The following is a 19,824-nucleotide window of genomic DNA, read 5'->3' as shown; positions in this document are numbered from 1 at the left end:
ACCATAGCGAGTCGGTCCCACCCCTTCCCATCCCGAACAGGACCGTGAAACGACTCCACGCCGATGATAGTGCGGATTGCCCGTGTGAAAGTAGGTAATCGTCAGGCTCCTCATGCCGTACCGTCCAGAACCCCGGTGTCTCTCAATGAGCGCCGGGGTTCTGGCGTTTGGGCGTGCGCAAAAGCAGCAGCCGGAAAATGCCCCTGCGGATTTGCCTGCGACACCTTTCTGATGCCGCCCCAGCCATCCTCGACCCAATTCTCAATATGGTCTTCTGTACGGCCTTCGGCACGCCGGCTGCGCGCGCCGCGTCGTTCGCCTGCTTGATCTTGAGTCAGCTATTCGAGCAGCGCGAGATCGCTTGATGACCTTGCGCAAGAGACACGCGATCACGGCCGCGCTTAACTTGACGCTAACAACAGCCCGACCCCACTAAGGTTCCCTCGTCTCGAAGACATTTGATTGCTCCGCATACTACGCGCGTGGGCTGTGTTGTCGACCCGGGTTCAGAATACATAGGAATACATACGATCTATTCTTTTGACGCAGTCGCGTGCGAATTCACTGTAGGCGGCCTCTGTCAGTATGCTCTGCAGAAACTCCGTGTGTTGAGACGCTCCTCGAGTTTTTGCGAGGGCCTCTGCGGATACGCTAGCACCCGTCAAATGGGTCATTGAAGTGGTGGCGGTGGGTGGCGAGGCCATCGCCGTGGGCATCTACATGGGCTTCTGGTTTCCGGGCGTGCCCGTCTGCATGTGGTCGATCGCGTTTGGCATCGCGCTTGTGTACGTGAATTGCCGCTCGGTAAAAAACTTCGCATCGTTCGAGTACTGGTTCGCACTTGTCAAGGTGGTGGCGATTCTCGCCTTTATCGTGGTTGGTCTCTCGCATCTGTTCGGCATCGGCACGGGCACGGCGGCGGTGGGCATGCGCAACCTCACAGGGCTCCCGGGGGGCTTCATGCCGCACGGTTTTGGTGGCGTCTGGATGGGCGTGTTGATGGCGATTTTCTCGTTCTATGGCGTGGAGATCGTGGCAGTGACCTCGGGCGAGGCGAAGGATCCATCGAAGGCGATTCCTCAAGCATTGCGCTCGATGGTGCTGCGTCTCACCCTGTTCTATATTCTCGCGCTGGGCATCATGGTGGCGTATCTGCCATGGACGGAAGCGGGGGCGAAGGTCGTGCAGCAAAGCCCGTTCGTGAAACTGTTCGCCCATGCTGGCATTGCGCACGCGGCAGGTGTCATGAACTTCGTGGTGATCACGGCGGCCCTGTCGAGCATGAATACGAATATCTATCTGTCGTCGCGCACACTGTTTTCGCTGGCGCGTGGCGGCTACTCGCCGTCGTGGATCGGCAAGCTCTCGGCCAACGGCACGCCGCTTGTCGCGACGCTGATTTCGGGTGTCGGCACGCTGGTTGCCGCAGGGGTGTCGTTCTTCAGCCCGCTCGCGTACAACTACCTGTTCGGCATCGCGCTCTTCGGCGGCATCTTCGTGTGGATCGTGATTCTCGTCACGCACCTGCGTTTCCGGCGCGCGTGGCGTGGCCGCACGCTGCCGGTCCGGATGCCGTTCTTTCCGGTGGCGCAGATCACGGGCATCGCGCTGCTCGTGGCGATTCTCGTCACAATGGGCCTCGACACCGAGTTCTGGAACATCTCGTGGATCGTGGGTGTGCCATGGCTCGCGGCGGTCTCGGTGGTCTACTTCGTCTATCGCAAGCGGATTGCGCAGGCTCTGCTCGCCGATGTCGCTGGCACCTGATTCTGGACGAGGAAGAGGGGGTCATGCGTCAATTACGAGAGCAGTTCTCAGCGGATGTCGAGCAACACCGCAACGTTGGGGCGCCTCATGCTGCGATTGTGGAACTTATCCGATTGTCACATTGCAGGCCCGAGTCGCGGGCCCCGCGCCGTGTCGGCATCTCGTGCGTCCTGACGGGGCCGCCACCGGGCAGATGGCACTCTTCCGGCGTCAATGCTGCCGCCCGGCGGCCGTCTTTACTTAATGTGACACGAAATCATGACCGATTCCCAATCTTTGATCGATGATATCCGCGGCTTCCAGGTTCCGATGACCTGCACGGATCTCGTTGAAACGATGAAATTATTCACCGATCAACTCGGCTTTCGGATCGACGCGATTTTTCCGGCCGACAGCCCGAAGACAGCGATCCTCTCGGCACACAACCTGACGCTGCGGCTTTCGGTTGGCACACCTGATCGTGGCGTGCGTGAGCTACAACTGTTGTGCGTCGATCCTGGGCGACACCTCGATGGCAAGCGCGAACTGGTTGCGCCGAATGGCGTTGTCGTCCGGCTTGTCCATGCCGACCCGCCGATGCGGCTGCCGGCCACCCGCCAGGAATTGGTGCTGGCTTCGGCGACTGACAACGTATTGTGGAGCATCGGCCGGGCTGGCCTGCGCTATCGAGACCTGCTCCCGAACCGGCACGGCGGAGCTTTTATTGCGTCGCACATCCGCATTCTTGAAGGAGGTCCGGTGCCGGACTACGTGCATTATCACAAGGTCCGGTTCCAGGCGATCTTCTGCCGTAAGGGCTGGGTGCGCGTTGTCTACGAAGGTCAGGGCGAACCGATCGTGATGAAATCCGGCGATTGCGTGCTGCAGCCTCCGGAAATCCGTCATCGCGTGCTTGAAAGTTCGGCAGGTGCGGAGGTCATCGAAATCAGTAGCCCCGCCGAACACATTACGATAGTCGATCACCAGATGACATTGCCGACGGAAATTTATCCGCGCGATCATGATTTCGGCGGCCAGCGCTTTGTGCGCCATGTCGCCGGGGAAGCGCAATGGCGGCCCTGGAATTCAGACGGATTCGTGATGACCGACACGGGAATTGGTGCTGCGACGAATGGGCTGCTCGCCGGCATTCGCGTTGTCCGGCCGGCGCAGGCGAAACCGGCAACGGTGCGCTGCCATGCCACCGAGTTTTGCTTCTTCTTCGTGCTGAGCGGGTCGTTGACTCTCGAGCATGAGGGTCGTTCGCACGCGCTGCGCGCGGACGACAGTCTGACTCTTCCTGGCGGTCTCGCATATGGTTTTGCCGCTTGCAGCGCGGATCTCGAACTGCTCGAAGTGACACTGCCTGCCACGTTCGAACTGGCCTGATCGACACGCGCCGGCAAACAAAGAAGCCGTCCTTTGGACGGCTCTTTGTGTCCGCAGCATTCAATGACGCAACCTATTGCACGGCTTTCGGTCCGGCGGCTGCGAGCGCCGCGTCCTTCGCCAATGCCACATGCTCCACCTCGTCCGCAAGCTGCTCTTGCGTCAGCTCTTCGAGCAGCGCCAGATCGCGCGCGATGACCTGCGGAAGATGGGCGCGCAGGAATTCCACCCACGTCTTCGTCTTCGCATCGACGAACTTACGCGATGGATAGAGCGCGTACACGTTCGACTTCTGGAGCTTGTGCAGCGGCAGTACCCGCACGAGTGTCCCGTTACGCAGCCCTTCGATTGCCGCGTAGACCGGCAGCATGCCAATCCCCATGCCTTCGCGTATTGCGACGGCGAGCGATTCGGCGATATTCACCTGCACAGGTCCGTCCACGTGCATCTCGACGTTGCCCTCGGGCCCTTCGAGCGTCCACTCGTGCGCCGGAAACGCCGGCGACTTCAGAATCAAACAATCGTGATGCGAGAGATCGGCGGGGGTGAGCGGCGCGCCGTGCGTATGCAAGTAGCCCGGCGATGCGCACAAGATGCTGTACGTCGAACCTAGCTGGTGCGAGACGAGATCGGAGTTCGGCAAAGACGACGCCGTCACCACCGAGACATCGCTGCTGCCTTCGAAGAGATCCGGCATGCGTTGCGAGAGCGTCAGCTCGACCGTTACCTCGGGATGCAGCGCGCGGTAACGCGAAATTGCGGGCAGCACGTACTGCTGGCCAATGCTCGCGAAGCTGTGCATGCGCAGCGCGCCGGCCGGGCGTTCGTGCGCGCAGCTCGCTTCTTCTTCTGCGCTATCGACGTCCGCGAGAATCTGCGAGCAGCGTTTGAGATACCGCTCCCCCGCTGGCGTGAGCGCTAGCCGGCGCGTCGAGCGGTTGAGCAGGCGGGTGCGCAAATGCGCCTCGAGTTCGGATACCGCGCGTGACATCGCGCCGGTAGTCGAGTTCAGTGACTGGGCCGCAGCGGTGAAGCTACCCGCTTCCACGACCCGAACGAACACGCGCATGTTTTGTAACGTATCCATCAGACCTTCTTGACCTTGTTTTATTCGGTACAGAAACGATATTGTCCGCCTGCCGGGCCTCGCCATTGTTGAGCGTTCTGGAACGGAGGTTCCCCGCGCGTCCCATTAATGCGGCGCATTGACGCTCCTACAATCGGCCCCTGTCTTCGAAACAGCCCGAGCGTTTTTCATGAGCCGCCAGCCTGCGATACATCGAGCGATCGACTCGCGTCGGCGCGCGGAAATCATATGGCGCGCCGCCAGAAGGGCGCTGCGCGACTGGCATGTCAGTGATGGCGCGATCTGGATTCATCTGCTGAAAACGGTCGCCGCCGGATTGCTCGCCATGGGCATTGCAATGCTGCTCGATCTTCCGCAGCCCCGCATTGCAATGACGACGGTGTTCGTGCTGATGCAGCCGCTCTCGGGCATGGTGTTCGCGAAGAGCGTCTATCGCATCGTTGGCACCGCCGTGGGAATGATCGCGGCGGTGGTGCTGGGCGCCGTGTTCGTCCAGCAGCCCGAACTCTACATTCTTGGGATGACGGGCTGGGTGGCCGCCTGTACGGCCGCTGCAATGAGAAATCGCCATTTTCGCTGGTACGGTTTCGTGCTCGCCGGCTATACGGCGGCGCTGATCGGTATTCCGCTCGTGATGCAGCCCAACGGTCTCTTTCTTGCCGCGCTTGGGCGCGGGGCCGAAGTGGCCGTGGGGATTCTTTGCTCCGGTATGGTCAGTGCGGTGATCGTGCCCCGGCAGCTGGGCTCGCTACTCGATCGCACCTTGCGATCACGCTATGTCAATTTTACTGCGTTCGCCTCGGCGGTGTTGGCCGGGCGGCTCGAAAGGGGCGTATTCGAAGGGCGATTTGCGAGCCTCGTCGACGATGTCGTCGGTTTCGAAGCCACGCGCGCTTTCTCGTTTTTCGAAGACCCGACGATGCGCTCGCGCAGCGGGCTGCTCTCGCGCCTGAACTCCGAGTTCATGGACGCTTGCGCGCGGCTGCATGCGTTGCGTCAGCTGCTCAAACGGCTGCATTGGAGCGACGCGGCGATCGCGCCGCTCGCGCCTTATTTCAGCGAGCTCGCGGCACTGCTCGCGCAGCGGCCGCGTCGCGAAGAGAGCGATCGGACCTACGCCCTGCGACTTGCGGAAGGACTCGAGGCCTTCCAGCGCACCTTGCCGCGTCACGTGCGTGAGACGCGCCGTCCACTCGAAAGCGCGCTGCCCGATGCGCTTCCTGACTTCGATACTTCGGCCGAACTCATCTACCGCTTCACGACCGAGATCGTGCGCTACAGCCGCACCTGGGCGTCGCTGATGGAGGCGTGGCCCGCGCAGGAGTCACGCGTCGCGCGCTACATGCCCCGCACGAGCTGGTACGTCGTGGCGTTCACGTTCGTGCGCACGGCCGTGGTGGTGGCGGCCCTGGGCTGGTTCTGGGTCGAGACCGACTGGCCGAGCGGCGGCCTCGCCATGATCGCCGCCGCGATCACCTGCGCGCTGACCTCTTCGTCGCCGAGCGCGTCGCGCATGGCCGTGCAGATGGCCGTCGGCGCGGCGTTTGCCGCGGTGACCGGCTATCTCTTCACCTGCTACGTGTACCCCAATGTCGATGGCTTCCCCCTGCTGTGTGCAACGCTCGCCCCGGTGCTGGCAATCGGCGCCTTTCTCGCCACCCGGCCGCGCATAGCGGGCTACGGCATCGGTTTCGCGGTGTTCTTCTGTCTGCTCGCGGGGCCGGATAACGTGATCGCCTACACGCCGGATCTGCTGCTCAACAACGGCATCGCCGTCGTCGCCGCGATGCTGGTGGCCTCGCTAGCCTTCCTGGTGGTATTTCCGCCGCATATGGACTGGCTCGTCGAGCGCATATGCGTGTCGTTGCGCGGCCAGGTCGTCCTGGCTTGCCATGGCGACATAGAAGGCCTCGGGCAGCGATTCCAGTCCGGTACGCATGACCTGATGCACCAGTTGAGGTTGCTGCTGAGCGGACGTCATCAGGCTCACCGGCGCGCGTTGCGGTGGATGCTCGTCACCCTCGAAGTGGGTCATGCCGTCGTCGATCTGCGCAACGAGGCACAGACGGCCGCCTGGCTCGGCCGTCATGACCCGCGCTGGAACGCCGCGCTAGAACGTGTGCTTGAAGACCTTGCACGCCTTTTTGAGCATCCGGACGGGGCCTTGCTCGAATGCGCGCTCATCTCCGTGCGTGCGGCGACCTGGATCGGCCAGGAGGCCCTGGCAACGGTGCATCACGAGCGCGAGCGGCGGCACGAGGTGCAGCGACTGCTCAGCCATCTGCACTTCATCCGTAGCGCGCTGCTCGACCGCGACGCGCCGCTTGGTCCTTTGGCGCGCCGCCAGCTTGCCAGGTCGTTGAAAACACAATGAAAAAGGCGGCTCGCGCGATCTTGCCAAAGTCTGGAAGTATCCGTTCCAACCAGCCTGCTTAATCAATACGACCCCGAGTCATATAGTCACATCACTGCTTTCGCAGTACCCGTTAGCACTGGAGAGGAAAATGAAGTCCGTAAAGATCGCTGTTGTTGTCTGTTCGCTGTTTGCCGCTGCCGCTGCTCATGCACAGAACGAGGCACCGGCAGCGAGCGGTCCCGGGCAGGTCGCGCAATCGGCTGCCCCGCAGGCCGCGCAGGCGCCCGCCAATCGCGCTATCGCGAAGCCCGCAGGTCAGGACGAATGCGTTGGCCCGGTCAGCTTCTGCACGATCTACTTCGGTAGCTGAGACCGGGAGCCCGCACACCATGTGCCGGCGCACGCTGACATCTTTCGCCGCGACGCCTTCACAGGGGCGCCGCGGCTTTGCGCATTGTGGCTGCAAAAAACTTGCAACAGTGTTTTGTCAAACCGCAGTGCACGGCCGCCGATCCGAGACCTGAAAATGGCCACCAGGCGATCAGAGAGTTTGTGGAGACTATGATGTACGAAGACCGTATTCGTTGTGCCGCTTTGCGCGGAAAGATCACGTCGGCCGCCGAGGCGGCTCAACTCGTGCGCAATGGCATGCGCGTCGGCGCAAGCGGCTTTACGCGCGCCGGCGACACGAAGGCCGTGCCGATCGAACTGGCGCGCCGCGCACGCGAAGAGAAAGAGCCGTTGCGCATCACGCTGATGACGGGCGCGTCGCTCGGGCACGACGTCGACCGCATGCTGACCGAAGCAGGGGTGCTCGAACGCCGCCTGCCGTTCCAGGTCGACGCCACGCTGCGCAAGGCGATCAACCGCGGCGAGGTGATGTTCGTCGACCAGCATCTTTCGGAAACCGTGGAGATGCTGCGTGCGAACCTGCTCGGCAAGCTGGACCTCGCGATCATCGAGGCCGCGGCGATCACCGAAACCGGCGCGATCGTGCCCACGACTTCGGTCGGCAATTCGGCGAGCTTCGCGATTCTCGCGGAAAAAGTGATCGTCGAGATCAACCTCGCGCAGCCGCTCGCGCTCGAAGGCCTGCACGACGTGTGGATCCCCGGCCGCCGCCCGCATCGCGATCCGCTGCCGATCGTGCGGCCCGAAGACCGCGTGGGCACGACCGCCATCGAGATCCCGCCCGAGAAGATCGCGGCCATCGTCATCACGAACGAAGCGGACAGCCCTTCGACGGTGCTGCCGGCCGACGAGGAAACCGCGCGCATTGCCGGCCACCTCATCGAGTTCCTGCAACATGAGGTGAAGCACGGCCGCATGAGCGCGCAACTGCCGCCGCTGCAGGCCGGCATCGGCACCATCGCGAACGCGGTGCTCTCGGGCTTCGTGGATTCGCCATTCGAAGCACTCACGATGTACTCCGAAGTATTGCAGGACTCGACGTTCGATCTGATCGACTCGGGCAAGATGGTGTTCGCTTCGGGCGCTTCGATGACGCTTTCCGCCTCGCGCCAGGCCCAGGTGCTAGCCGAACTGGACCGCTATCGCGACAAGCTCGTGCTGCGCCCGCAGGAAGTCAGCAACCATCCGGAAGTGATTCGCCGCCTCGGCTTGATCGCGCTGAACACCGCGCTCGAATGCGATATCTACGGCAACGTGAATTCCACGCATGTGGGCGGCACGCACATGATGAACGGCATTGGCGGCTCGGGTGATTTCGCGCGCAATGCCTCGTGCGCGATCTTCGCGACGAAGGCCATCGCAAAGGACGGCCGCATCTCGAGCATCGTGCCGATGGTGCCGCACGTCGATCACAACGAGCACGACGTGGACGTGATCGTGACGGAGCAGGGTCTCGCCGACCTGCGCGGCCTCGCGCCCCGCGAACGCGCAAGTCTCATCATCGAGCGTTGCGCGCATCCGCTCTATCGCGACGTGCTGCGCGACTATTATCGCGATGCGCTCAAAATCGGCGGTCAGACGCCGCACGATCTCGCACGTGCTTACGAAATGCATTTGCGCTTCAATCAAACCGGCTCGATGCTGCCCAACGCGACGGGAGAAGGTGGACTTGCCGTCAACGCATAAGGGATGACGCGCCAGCGATTCTGACGCATCCAAAACAAAACGGGAGCAGCTGAAGGGCTGCTCCCGTTTTTTATTGATACCGCGGATTCGCTATGCTCTTTTAAACAACCGGATAACGAAGAGCAGAATGACCGCGCCAATGATCGCGGTGATGATCGAACTGATCATGCCGGTGCCGATATGGATGCCGAGCAGCCCCGCAAGCCAGCCGCCAATGAACGCGCCGACAATGCCGACGATGATATCGACGAACAATCCGAAACCGCCGCCCTTGACGAGGACGCCAGCGAGCCAGCCCGCGATTGCGCCGATGATGAGCCAGGCAATGATGCCGTGTTGCATATGAACAGACTCCCCTTTGTTGGCGTGAATGAATCACGGTGAGTGGAGCTTAGTCCAAGGGCGCATACGCGTCCACGAAACCTGCCCAGAATTGACGCTTCCTGAATATTGCCGAGGATAATTTAAAGAATCGCAATGAATCGGAAATGCATTCGTAAGGAATGCGGTTGAATGCAGACCCGCAGCATTACTCCGGCGCGATCTCGGGTTCCGCGGCGGTCCAGCTCACACTGGAAACGCCTTTCTCCATGCTCAGGCGGCTCGCCATGAGTTCGAGCTTCGACTGGTATTTCGGATGCAGCCGCATCGTCGCGGTCACGCGCAGGCGCTGCGGATCGCCGGGCATGTCTTCGCTCGTGAGGCTTTGAAACGAAAGCGGCGTGGAGTACATGGAATTCGAAAGCACGGTGCGGATATGCACCTCGTCTTCCTCGCGGCAAACCACGGTCAGCACGTAGGCGCGCACGAGGTCGGCATTCGAAACGGGCGTTGCGTTGATGATGCGGCTCACCTCGCGCAGCACCGTATTCGTGAGCAGCACGACGGCGGTGCCGGCGACCGCCGGACCGTAGTGACCGGCGCCGCACAGTACGCCCACGGCCGCGGAGCACCACAACGTCGCGGCGGTATTGATGCCCTGAATCGAGCCTTTCTCGCGCATGATGACTCCGCCGCCCAGAAAGCCCACGCCCGAAACGACATAGGCCGCGATTTGCGTCACGCCGCTCGACCCATTGCCGGTCAGCACGCCGAGCGTGACGAACAGGCACGCGCCGCTCGCCACGAGCGTGATCGTGCGCAGGCCGGCCGTGCGCTGGCGCATCTGGCGTTCGAGTCCGATGGCGACGCCGCAGGCGAATGCCGCGAGGAGGCGAATGGTGAATTCGAGAGTCATCGTTTTGTCATGAAAAGCGCCAGACGGCCGCCCACGTCTTGCGGCTCTCGCGCAAGGCTTGACGGGGGCATCGGCGTACACCCCGTGGGCTCGTGGATCATACGCGGGACGGGGCGCTGCGCCAAGCTGTCCGCGCTGTCATGTTCGAGTCAGCATGAGGCCACGGCTCCTGAGCGAAACTGGTCCCATCCAGTTCGAGACGGGGGCTGGCCGAATGGAAAGCAATCAACTTGCGTGGGACCGGAGCATGGCGCGAAAGCGCCAGCTTCGGATCGACAGGAGTCTCTGATGGATACGCTGCGCAATATGCGGGTCTTCATGCGGGTGGTGGAGTCCGGCAGCTTCACGCGCGCTGCGGCGAGCGAAACGATGACGACGGCGCAAGTCTCGCGCGCGGTGACCGACCTCGAATCGCGGCTGCGCACGCGGCTTCTCAATCGGACGACACGGCGCATGTCGCTCACCGAAGCGGGCGAGCGCTATTTTCAGAGCTGCAAGCGCATTCTCGCCGACATCGAGCAGGCGGAGGCCGAAGCCGCCGCCGCCCAGGCGAACCCCGCGGGCAAGCTGCGCGTGTATGGCGGCACGAGTTTCGGCCAGCACTATGTGATGCCGCTCATCGCGCGCTACCAGCAGCATTTGCCGGAGGTCTCGGTCGACCTCACGATCGCGCAGCAGATGCCCGACATCATCGAGGAGGGCTTCGATGTGGCGGTCGTGGTCGCCGCAGAACTCGAGGACTCCGCGCTGATTTCCCAGCATCTGGGCAGCACGGCTGCCATTCTCTGCGCCTCGCCCGCCTATTTGCAATCGCGCGGCGTGCCGCGATCGTTCGACGATCTCGCGGCGCATACCTGCCTGCATCTCACCGATGCGAGTCTGCCTGCTGGCCAATGGGTCTCCGAAGGCCCACTCGGCGAGACCTTCCGGCACACGGGCGTGACGCCGTTCCAGGTGAACAACCCGGAAGCGCTCGCGCTCGCGATACGCGAAGGGATGGGCATCGGCCCGCTGCCGGTGCCGGTGGCGCTGCCCGGTCTCGCCGACGGCACCCTCGTGCGTGTGCTGCCCACGCACACGCTTCAGAAGCTCAATATCTACGCGCTGTATGCCTCGCGCCGCTATCTGGATGCGAAGATCCGCACCTTCGTCGAGTTTCTCCGCGAAAAAGTGCCGCTCGTCCTTGCCGAACAGGAAGCCGCGCTCATCGCCCGCGACGCGCCGGTGCGCCGCCAGGCAGAGGCGCACGCGGGCTCGCACGGTTCGCATGCGCGGGAGCAATCCAGACGCGGCCGCAGCGGGCGCCAGTTGCACGACCAGGAGCGATTGCGCCTCGTGAATTGAAGCAGTTACAGAGGGATGTGCTCGCGAAGCGCCATTCTCGCGGGTATGGCCGTACGGCGCGTCGCGAGGCCGCTTTCCACCGTTTTAGCAGCGATCGCTCTGCGCTCTCGCGCGGCTCGTGTGTTCTCTGTCAATTTCGTCATGTCGGCGCCGGCGATCCGCCACCGCCATTGCCTGGCATGCGGCACCCGATGGACGAATGCGTCTGCGTCTCAACCTCTCGCCTGAATTGTCCAAAACGCTGACATGTGGATTGTCGATCTCGCGCTGAAGCGGCCCTACACGTTCATCGTGATGGCCATTCTGATCGTGCTGGCTACGCCGTTCGTGCTGATGTCGATGGCCACCGACGTGCTGCCGAACATCAACATTCCGGTCATCAGCATCATCTGGTCGTACAACGGCTTCTCCGCGAAGGACATGGCCGACCGCATCACCTCGGTCAACGAGCGCAGCCTCACGACCACGGTCAGCAATATCGAGCACATCGAATCCCAGTCGCTGCCGGGCATCGCCATCATCAAGCTGTTCCTGCAGCCTCGTGCGAGCCTGCAAACGGCCATCGCGCAAGCCGTTGCCTCCGAACAGGCGCAGGTGAAGCAGATGCCGCCCGGCGCCACGCCGCCGCTCGTCATCAGCTATTCGGCGTCGAGCATTCCGGTGATCCAGCTCGGACTTTCGAGCAAGTCGATGAGCGAGCAGGCCCTGGCCGACATTGCGATGAACTTCCTGCGCCCGCAGCTCATCACGATTCCCGGCGCGCAGGTGCCTTACCCGTACGGCGGCAAGACGCGTGTGATCTCGGTGGACCTCGACACGCGCGCGCTCATCTCAAAGGGCCTCACGCCTGCCGATATCGTCAATGCCGTCAACGCGCAGAACCTCATATTGCCGACCGGCACGGCCAAGCTCGGACAAACCGAGTATCGCGTCGACACGAATGCGTCGCCCGATACGATCGCCGGGCTGAACCGCATTCCGGTGCAGACTGTGAATGGCGCGACCACCTATCTAGGCGAGGTGGCGCACGTGCGCGACGGTTTTACGCCGCAGACCAACGTCGTGCGCCAGGACGGGCAGCGCGGCGTGCTGATGTCGATCCTCAAGAGTGGCGATGCTTCCACGCTCCAGGTGGTCGGCGCGCTAAGCGATCTTTTGCCGAAGGCGCGCGACACGCTCCCTGCCGACCTCGTCGTCAAGCCGCTCTTCGACCAGTCGGTGTTCGTTTCCGCCGCCGTGCAGGGCGTCATGCGCGAGGCGCTAATCGCCGCCGTGCTCACGGCGGCGATGATCCTGCTCTTTCTCGGCAACTGGCGCAGCACGCTCATCATTGCCGTGTCGATACCGCTGTCGATTCTCGCTTCGATCATCGTCCTCTACGCACTGGGCGAGACCATCAACATCATGACGCTCGGCGGCCTCGCGCTCGCGGTCGGCATACTCGTTGATGACGCAACGGTCACCATCGAAAACATCGAGCGCCACCTGCATCTGGGCGCGGGGCTGCACGACGGCATTCTCGATGGCGCCGGTGAAATCGCGGTGCCCGCGCTCGTTTCGACGCTGTGCATCTGCATCGTGTTCGTGCCGATGTTCTTCCTCACCGGGGTGGCGCGATTTCTGTTCGTGCCGCTCGCGCAGGCCGTGGTGTTCGCGATGATCGCGTCGTACATCCTCTCGCGCACGCTCGTGCCGACGCTCGCCATGCTGCTGTTCGAGGGTCACGATCCTGCCGCGCATACGCAGCGCGCGGATCGTTCGCTCTTCGCGCGCATACACTGGCGCTTCGATCACGCGTTCGAGGGCGTGCGCGCCAACTACATCGCGCTCCTGAGCCTGCTGCTCTCGCGCCGAAAGTTTTTCGGCGGTACGTTCCTCGCGTTTTGCCTGCTTTCGCTCGGCCTCGTGTTCTTCCTCGGCCGCGATTTCTTTCCCTCCGTCGATGCGGGCAACATTCGACTGCACATGCGCGGCCCAACGGGTTTTCGCATCGAGGAGACCGCGCGACTCGCAGACCAGGTCGAGCAGACGATTCGCGAAGTCGTGCCGCCCGACCAGCTCGAAACGATCGTCGACAACCTCGGGCTGCCGTATAGCGGCATCAATCTCTCGTACAGCAATGCAGGGACGATGGGCACGCTCGACGGCGAGATCCAGATCGCGCTGAAGCCCGACCATGACCCCTCGCGCATCTACATCGACAAGCTGCGCGCACTGTTGCCGCAGCGCTTTCCGGGCGTCGAGTTCTTCTTCCAGCCCGCGGACATCGTCACGCAGATTCTCAACTTCGGGCAACCCGCGGCAATCGACGTGCAGGTCGTGGGCGCCAATCCCGGGGAGAACATGGCGCTTGCGAGCACGCTGCTCAAGAAGGTGCGGCAATTGCCGGGCGCCGTCGATGCGCACATCGAGCAGCGCAACGACGAACCCGCGCTCACGCTCGCGATGGACCGCACGCGTATGCAGCAATTGAATCTGAGCCCGCAGAACGTGGCGCAGGACGTGCTGATCGCCCTCTCGGGCAGCACGCAGACCTCGCCCGCGTTCTGGGTGAGCCCGCAAACCGGCGTGGAATACCCGCTCACCGTGCAGACGCCGCAGTATCGCGAAACCTCCGTGAACGAGGTAATGGGGACGCCCGTTTCCGCGCGCAGCGCGAACGCCAACGCACCGCTGCAGCTGGTGAGCAACCTCGTGCAGCTCAAACCGCACGATGGACCTGCCATTGTCACCCACTACAACATCCGGCCCGTGATCGACCTGCTCGTGAGCGTGGAGGGCCGCGATCTGGGTTCCGTGGGCGGGAACATCAACGACATCGTCCGGCAGGTGCAGGCGCACGCGCCGCGCGGCACGACCATCACGATGCGCGGGCAGATCGGCACGATGCGCTCATCATATGTGGGTCTCGGCATCGGCATTGCGATGGCGGTGGTGCTCGTCTACCTGCTGATCGTCGTGAACTTCCAGTCGTGGGCCGATCCGCTCATCATCGTCAGCGCGTTGCCCGCTGCGCTCGCAGGCATTGCGTGGATGCTGTTTCTCACCGGCACGCACCTGAGCGTGCCCGCGCTCACGGGCGCGATCATGACCGTGGGCGTGGCGACCGCGAACAGCATTCTCGTGGTTGCGTTCGCGCGCCAGCGTCTCGCCGGCGGCGCGACGCCGCTCGCGGCCGCGCTCGAAGCGGGCGCCACGCGCATACGCCCCGTGCTGATGACGGCGTTCGCAATGATGATCGGCATGGTGCCGATGGCACTCGGTCTCGGCGAAGGCGCCGGGCAGAATGCGCCGCTCGGGCGTGCGGTGATCGGCGGCCTGCTGTTCGCTACGGTCTCCACACTATTTTTCGTACCACTTATGTTTGCGACCGTGCATACGCGGCTCGCCCGCCGTGCCGTCGCGAAGCGCGAGCGCGAGGCGCGCAGGCATGGTGCGCGTGGCGACACGTCAAGTCAAAACTGGCCGATGACATGAACGAACCTCACCACCATTCATCTCTCGACTTCACCGTGGGCGGCGAGCAGGGCATGGACCTGCCGGCGCGCGGCCAGGCGGCCAAGCGCGCGCGCCTCGCGGTGATCGTGGTCGCGCTGCTGCTGGCGGCGGGCGCGGCGCGCACGGTCGTCTCGAACCTCATGAACGCCCACCATCTCGCCGAGGCGACGAAGCAGAACGCGAGGCAGTACGTGAGCGTCGTGCAACCCGTCGCGGCAGGCGCGGATGGTCGCGTCGTGCTGCCGGGCACGCTGCGCGGCTATGTCGAAGCACCCATCTATTCGCGTGCGAACGGGTACGTGCGGCGCTGGTACGCCGATATCGGCGCGCACGTGCAGCAAGGCCAGCTGCTTGCCGAGATCGATACGCCCGAGATCGATCAGGAACTCGCGCAGGCCGAGGCGCAGCGCGAGCAGGCCGCGTCGACACTTGCGCTGGCGAAGACCTCGTTCGATCGCGCGCAGCAACTGCGCCAGCGCGATGCCGTCTCGCAGCAGGAGCTCGATGATCGTCAGGGTGCGTTCAACACGGACGAGGCGAACCTCGCCGCCGCCGAGGCGAACGTGCGCCGCCTCGCCCAGATGAAATCGTTTCAGCGTATCGTCGCGCCCATCACGGGCATCATCACGCAGCGCAACGTCGATATCGGCGACCTCGTGAACGCGGGCAATGGGGGCGCGGGGCATGCGCTCTTTTCGATCGCGCAGGCGGATCCGCTGCGCCTTTACCTCGACGTGCCGCAGACCTACGCGCAGCAAGTGGCGGTTGGCCAGCACGTGAGCGTGACCGAGCAGGAGCTGCCGGGGGTCACTTTCGACGGCACCGTCACGCGTACGGCAGAGGCCATCGACGTGGCTACGCGCACGCTGCAGGCCGAAATTGCGCTGCCCAATCACGACGGCAAGCTGCTGCCTGGCGCGTACGTACAGGCCGCATTGCAGACCGACGCGAAAGGCTTGCTCACGGTGCCGGCCAACTCGCTACTGTTCCGCTCCGAGGGCCCGCGTCTCGCAGTGGTCGATGCCGATGGCAAGGTCAAGCTCAAACCCGTTGAAATCGCGCTGGACCTCGGGCAAACGCTCGAAATCAGCGGCGGGCTCGAAGCGACCGACCGCGTCGTGCTGAACCCGAGCGATTCGATCGCCGATGGCGACAGCGTCGTGGTGGTCGCGCCGAACATGACCAAAGCGAAGAGCGAAGCGAAGACCGATGCGGCGCGCGAGGCGCCGAAACGGAGCGCGACGTGAGCATGCCGCGACACACGCCGCAACGGCTGACGTGGCTCGCATACGCCGCGGCGCTCAGTGCGATCGGTCTCACGGGCTGCACCGTGGGCCCCGACTACCACGCCCCGCAAACCGAAAGCCCGGCGGCGTGGCGAATCGATTCGGCCGATTCATACTGGCACGCGGCGCAGCCCTCGCATGCGCCGCTCGATCCGCAATGGTGGAAGGCGTTCGACAACGCCGAACTCGACCGCCTCGAAACTGCCGCGCTCGACGGCAACCAGACGCTGCGCGTGGCCGCCGCTCACTACGCCCAGGCGCGCGCCACGCTGGCATCGGTTTCGTCGCAGCAAAGCCCGCAGGTGGGCGTCGATGGGAGCCTCGCGCGCGAGCGCATTTCCGCAAACCGGCCGCTCACGAACTACGCGACGCCCAATACATCGACGGTGCAAAACCAGGTTGCCGTCGGCGCGACCGTGAGCTACGAGCTGGATCTGTTCGGGCGCATCCGGCGCATGGTCGAGTCCGCTCAAGCCTCGACGCAGCAGGCGAGCGACGATCTCGCCAACGCGCGCCTCGTGCTCACCGCTGAACTCGCCACCGACTATTTCGCCATGCGCGAACTCGACAATGAGATCGACGTGGTGAATCGCTCGGCGCAATCGCAGCAAAGGGCGCTCGATTTCGTGACCGCGCAGCACGATCTCGGCGCTGTTTCGGGTCTCGAACTGCTGCAGCAGAAGGCGCAGCTCGCCGCGACGCTCACGCAGGTGCATCTGCTCGAAAATCAGCGCCAGCAGGAGCAGAACGCGATTGCCGTGCTGGTCGGCCAGCCCGCGCCCGAGTTCTCGATCGCACGGAAGGTCACGCCGTTGCCGGTACCGGCGCTGCCCACCGGCCTGCCGAGCGAGCTGTTGCAGCGGCGGCCCGACGTCGCGTCGGCCGAGCGGGCCATGGCGGCCGCCAATGCGCAGATCGGCGTCGCGCGCTCGGCGTACTTTCCCGACATCACGCTCTCCCCCACGTTTGGCTGGGAATCCACGCGTTTCGGCAGTCTTTTCTCGGTGCCGAGCCTGATGTGGTCCGTGGGCGCGACGGCCAGCGAGGTGCTGTTCGACGGCGGCAAACGCGCAGCGGGTGTGGATTTCGCGCAGGGCGGTTACGAGTCGGCGCAGGCATCGTATCGACAGACCGTGCTCACCGCGTTCGAGGAGGTGCAAAATGCGGTAACGGGTCTCTCGGTGCTAGAGCGCGCATCGACACAGGGGCAGTCGGCCGTGGATGATGCACGCAAGTCCCTCGATCTCGCCAACGACCGTTATCAGGGCGGACTCGTCGCGTTCATCGACGTGCTCAATGCGGAGCAGCAGTTGCTTGCCAGCGAGCGCCAGGAAGTGCAGATTCACGGGCAGCAGGTGGCCACGGTGGTCTTTCTGGCAAAAGCACTGGGCGGCGGCTGGAGCGCCAGCGAGCGTGAGGTGGCGTGCAGCGCGGGAACGTGCCGCGAAGTGCAGAAGGCGGCGGATAGAGGCTGAGTCGTGAAAAAGGCTTATGGCAGGGCTTGAACGAGCCCGGCATCAGGACCGAAAAAAGCGCGCGAAACCGCGGTCATGAGCCGCGGCGGCCCGCTGGCGGAATATGAAAGAACGCCGGGCGAGATCGCAGGACACCGCGCGAAGAGGAGGGCGGGCATGAAAGTATTGGTAATCGAAGACGAGCGCAAGGTCGTGGACTATCTGCGCAGCGGACTCACGGAACAAGGCTGGGTCGTGGACGTCGCCATGGATGGCGAGGAAGGCGCGTGGATGGCCACGGAATACGACTTCGACGTGATCGTGCTCGACGTCATGCTGCCGAAGCTCGACGGCTTCGGCGTGCTGCGCGCCGTGCGCGCGAAGAAGGACACGCCGGTCATCATGCTGACGGCGCGCGACCGCGTGGACGACCGCGTCCATGGCCTGCGCGACGGCGCCGACGACTATCTCACGAAGCCGTTCTCGTTTCTCGAACTCGTCGAGCGCCTGCGCGCGCTCACGCGCCGCGCACGCTCACAGGAATCCACGCTGATTTCGGTGGGCGATCTGCAGGTGGACCTCATCAGCCGCCGGGCGACGCGCGACGGTGTGCGCCTCGATCTCACGGCGAAGGAGTTTCAGTTGCTCTCCGTGCTCGCGCGCCGGCGCGGCGAGATTCTCTCGAAGACGCTCATCACCGAGCTGGTCTGGGACGTCAATTTCGAAAGCAACGCGAACGTGGTGGAGACGGCGATCAAGCGGCTGCGCGCGAAACTCGACGGCCCGCATGCGGCGAAACTGCTGCACACCATCCGCGGCATGGGCTATGTGCTCGAAGTGCGCGAGGAAGGAGGCCAGACGCCATGAAACGCTCGATCTCGCTGCGGCTCTCGGCGATGTTCGCGGCGGTGTCGCTGATCGTGTTCACGCTCACGGGCGCGGGCCTTTTCCTCCTGATGCAGCGTCAGCTCTTCAACGAGCTGCGCGAGACGCTCGACACGCGGGCGCGCATCGCGAATCTGATCGTTGCGCACGCACCCAACGTTGAGAAGTGGGCCTTCGTGCAGGAAAAGCTGCGCGACCTCTCGCCCGCCGACAGCCGCATGCATTACTACGTCGAGGGGCCCGATCCGCGCTTTCGCTTCGGCTCACCCATCGTCGGCAAGGTCACGGGCGATGTTGGCCCGAATCATCTGCGCGTGCGCCCGCCCGGCAGCAGCTACGACATCATCACATCGACTTATATCGTGCCGGCGAGCGGCGAGCGGCCCGAGGTGAAGCTCGTGGTCGGCACTGATTGCGTGCGCACCGAAGGCATGCTGCGGCGCTTCGGCATGGTGCTCGGCGTGCTGATCGTGCTTTCCACGATCGTGGTCGCGCTCCTGAGCCGTGCGGTCACGCGCTTCGGGCTCGCCCCGCTCACGCGCCTCTCGCGCGAGGCGGCGCAATTGAGTCCGTCGAACCGGCGCCAGCGTCTGCATTCGGACGCGCTGCCCGAGGAGCTTCATGAACTCGCCACGTCGTTCAACGGCGCACTGGAGCGCCTCGACAAGGCCTATGAGCGCCTCGAGTCGTTCAACGCCGACGTGGCGCACGAATTGCGCACGCCAGTGAGCATTCTGATCGGCCAGACCCAGGTGGCGCTCACGCGCGACCGTTCCGTCGAGCAGTTGCAACAGACACTGCAATCGAATCTTGAGGAATTCGAACGATTGCGCGTGATCGTGAACGACATGCTGTTTCTCTCGCGCAGCGACCGCGGCGAACGGGCGACGGATCTCGCGGAAGTCTCGTTGCGCGCCGAGATCGAGCGCATGCTCGACTTTCTGGAGATGCCGCTGGAAGAAGCGCAGTTGCGCGTGCAAGTGCAGGGCGACGCCCGCGCATGGGTGAACACGTCGCTGATCGGGCGCGCGGTGAGCAATCTGTTCGTCAATGCGATCCAGCATTCGCAGCCCGGAACGACGCTGTGCGCCACCGTCGCGCCGCAGGACGGACACGTGGAGATCGCCGTTTCGAATCCCGGTGAGCCGCTCGATCCGGTAGTACGCGAGCATATCTTCGACCGCTTCTACCGCCTTCAGGAAGCGCGCTCCAACAGCCACGAAAATCACGGGCTAGGGCTTTCGATCGTCAAGGCCGTGGCGGAGATGCACGGCGGCACGGTGTTCGTGCGCAGTGCCGACGGTGTGAATACATTTGGCTTCTCGGTGGCCGTGGACGGCGGCGATGCGCAGCAGTCGCCTGTCGATGCCGGGATCGTGCGTCAGGGTCGCGCCGGCTTGCCGCTGCACGTTTCGCCCTGACGTTGCGCATGACGTCCGGCGCCG

Annotated in this window: 14 protein-coding genes and 1 rRNA gene; 12 read left to right on the top strand and 3 right to left on the bottom strand. The window is 63.8% G+C overall.

Annotated elements, in window-relative coordinates:
• The 3 genes from rrf to VSR34_RS32395 all read left to right on the top strand — a co-directional run.
• A 5S ribosomal RNA gene (gene rrf / locus VSR34_RS32405) occupies window positions 1-107 on the top strand; the annotation flags it as partial.
• Between the two features lie 571 nt (window positions 108-678).
• Entirely contained in the window at window positions 679-1,767 is a 1,089-nt protein-coding gene (locus VSR34_RS32400; RefSeq protein ID WP_342964537.1) for an amino acid permease, read from the top strand.
• A gap of 258 nt (window positions 1,768-2,025) precedes the next feature.
• Window positions 2,026-3,135 carry a cupin domain-containing protein gene (locus tag VSR34_RS32395; RefSeq protein WP_342964536.1) on the top strand — a complete coding sequence of 370 codons (1,110 nt, stop codon included), beginning with the start codon at window positions 2,026-2,028 and terminating at the stop codon, window positions 3,133-3,135.
• Between the two features lie 73 nt (window positions 3,136-3,208).
• Here VSR34_RS32395 and VSR34_RS32390 read toward each other — a convergent pair whose 3' ends face one another.
• Entirely contained in the window at window positions 3,209-4,222 is a 1,014-nt protein-coding gene (locus tag VSR34_RS32390; protein ID WP_042290931.1) for a LysR family transcriptional regulator, read from the bottom strand.
• A gap of 169 nt (window positions 4,223-4,391) precedes the next feature.
• Here VSR34_RS32390 and VSR34_RS32385 point away from each other — a divergent pair, with 169 nt between their 5' ends.
• From VSR34_RS32385 to VSR34_RS32375, 3 genes are all read left to right on the top strand, one after another.
• Window positions 4,392-6,596 (top strand): FUSC family protein, encoded by a 2,205-nt coding sequence (locus VSR34_RS32385; RefSeq protein ID WP_342964535.1) that lies wholly within the window; start codon window positions 4,392-4,394, stop codon window positions 6,594-6,596.
• 130 nt (window positions 6,597-6,726) lie between these two features.
• Entirely contained in the window at window positions 6,727-6,948 is a 222-nt protein-coding gene (locus VSR34_RS32380) for a hypothetical protein (RefSeq protein ID WP_028214135.1), read from the top strand.
• Between the two features lie 194 nt (window positions 6,949-7,142).
• A complete protein-coding gene (locus tag VSR34_RS32375) occupies window positions 7,143-8,675 on the top strand; it encodes an acetyl-CoA hydrolase/transferase family protein (RefSeq protein WP_028231893.1) in 1,533 nt (510 codons plus the stop codon).
• 90 nt (window positions 8,676-8,765) lie between these two features.
• On the opposite strand, the gene VSR34_RS32370 is transcribed toward VSR34_RS32375, so the two are convergent.
• Window positions 8,766-9,017, bottom strand: coding sequence for a GlsB/YeaQ/YmgE family stress response membrane protein (locus VSR34_RS32370; protein WP_028214136.1), 252 nt, complete (start codon window positions 9,015-9,017; stop codon window positions 8,766-8,768).
• A gap of 187 nt (window positions 9,018-9,204) precedes the next feature.
• Entirely contained in the window at window positions 9,205-9,912 is a 708-nt protein-coding gene (locus tag VSR34_RS32365; RefSeq protein WP_028214137.1) for an MgtC/SapB family protein, read from the bottom strand.
• Window positions 9,913-10,200: 288 nt separating this feature from the next.
• On the opposite strand from VSR34_RS32365, the gene VSR34_RS32360 reads away from it, so the two are divergent.
• From VSR34_RS32360 to VSR34_RS32335, 6 genes are all read left to right on the top strand, one after another.
• Window positions 10,201-11,256: a LysR family transcriptional regulator gene (locus VSR34_RS32360; protein WP_081716188.1), complete on the top strand. Its 1,056-nt coding sequence runs from the start codon at window positions 10,201-10,203 to the stop codon at window positions 11,254-11,256.
• Window positions 11,257-11,502: 246 nt separating this feature from the next.
• Window positions 11,503-14,733, top strand: a complete 3,231-nt coding sequence (locus VSR34_RS32355; protein WP_342964534.1) for an efflux RND transporter permease subunit — start codon at window positions 11,503-11,505, stop codon at window positions 14,731-14,733.
• Window positions 14,730-16,001, top strand: coding sequence for an efflux RND transporter periplasmic adaptor subunit (locus tag VSR34_RS32350; protein WP_342964533.1), 1,272 nt, complete (start codon window positions 14,730-14,732; stop codon window positions 15,999-16,001). Before VSR34_RS32355 ends, VSR34_RS32350 begins: the two co-directional genes overlap by 4 nt.
• A gap of 2 nt (window positions 16,002-16,003) precedes the next feature.
• Window positions 16,004-17,515 (top strand): efflux transporter outer membrane subunit, encoded by a 1,512-nt coding sequence (locus VSR34_RS32345; RefSeq protein WP_342964540.1) that lies wholly within the window; start codon window positions 16,004-16,006, stop codon window positions 17,513-17,515.
• Window positions 17,516-17,671: 156 nt separating this feature from the next.
• Window positions 17,672-18,361: a heavy metal response regulator transcription factor gene (locus VSR34_RS32340; protein ID WP_028214139.1), complete on the top strand. Its 690-nt coding sequence runs from the start codon at window positions 17,672-17,674 to the stop codon at window positions 18,359-18,361.
• Window positions 18,358-19,800 (top strand): heavy metal sensor histidine kinase, encoded by a 1,443-nt coding sequence (locus tag VSR34_RS32335; RefSeq protein WP_342964532.1) that lies wholly within the window; start codon window positions 18,358-18,360, stop codon window positions 19,798-19,800. The genes VSR34_RS32340 and VSR34_RS32335 overlap by 4 nt, the downstream gene beginning before the upstream one ends.
• The last annotated feature ends 24 nt before the right edge of the window (window positions 19,801-19,824 follow it).

It is taken from the genome of Paraburkholderia sp. JHI2823, from assembly GCF_038900695.1.
Classification (GTDB): domain Bacteria; phylum Pseudomonadota; class Gammaproteobacteria; order Burkholderiales; family Burkholderiaceae; genus Paraburkholderia; species Paraburkholderia mimosarum.
This window is presented reverse-complemented; position numbering and strand designations above follow the sequence as displayed.

Coding starts and splice junctions, on each gene's coding strand:
- VSR34_RS32395 (WP_342964536.1), top strand. CDS start 2,026: ATGACCGATTCCCAATCTTTGATCGATGATATCCGCGGCTTCCAGGTT.
- VSR34_RS32390 (WP_042290931.1), bottom strand. CDS start 4,222: ATGGATACGTTACAAAACATGCGCGTGTTCGTTCGGGTCGTGGAAGCG.
- VSR34_RS32385 (WP_342964535.1), top strand. CDS start 4,392: ATGAGCCGCCAGCCTGCGATACATCGAGCGATCGACTCGCGTCGGCGC.
- VSR34_RS32380 (WP_028214135.1), top strand. CDS start 6,727: ATGAAGTCCGTAAAGATCGCTGTTGTTGTCTGTTCGCTGTTTGCCGCT.
- VSR34_RS32375 (WP_028231893.1), top strand. CDS start 7,143: ATGTACGAAGACCGTATTCGTTGTGCCGCTTTGCGCGGAAAGATCACG.
- VSR34_RS32370 (WP_028214136.1), bottom strand. CDS start 9,017: ATGCAACACGGCATCATTGCCTGGCTCATCATCGGCGCAATCGCGGGC.
- VSR34_RS32365 (WP_028214137.1), bottom strand. CDS start 9,912: ATGACTCTCGAATTCACCATTCGCCTCCTCGCGGCATTCGCCTGCGGC.
- VSR34_RS32360 (WP_081716188.1), top strand. CDS start 10,201: ATGGATACGCTGCGCAATATGCGGGTCTTCATGCGGGTGGTGGAGTCC.
- VSR34_RS32355 (WP_342964534.1), top strand. CDS start 11,503: ATGTGGATTGTCGATCTCGCGCTGAAGCGGCCCTACACGTTCATCGTG.
- VSR34_RS32350 (WP_342964533.1), top strand. CDS start 14,730: ATGAACGAACCTCACCACCATTCATCTCTCGACTTCACCGTGGGCGGC.
- VSR34_RS32345 (WP_342964540.1), top strand. CDS start 16,004: ATGCCGCGACACACGCCGCAACGGCTGACGTGGCTCGCATACGCCGCG.
- VSR34_RS32340 (WP_028214139.1), top strand. CDS start 17,672: ATGAAAGTATTGGTAATCGAAGACGAGCGCAAGGTCGTGGACTATCTG.
- VSR34_RS32335 (WP_342964532.1), top strand. CDS start 18,358: ATGAAACGCTCGATCTCGCTGCGGCTCTCGGCGATGTTCGCGGCGGTG.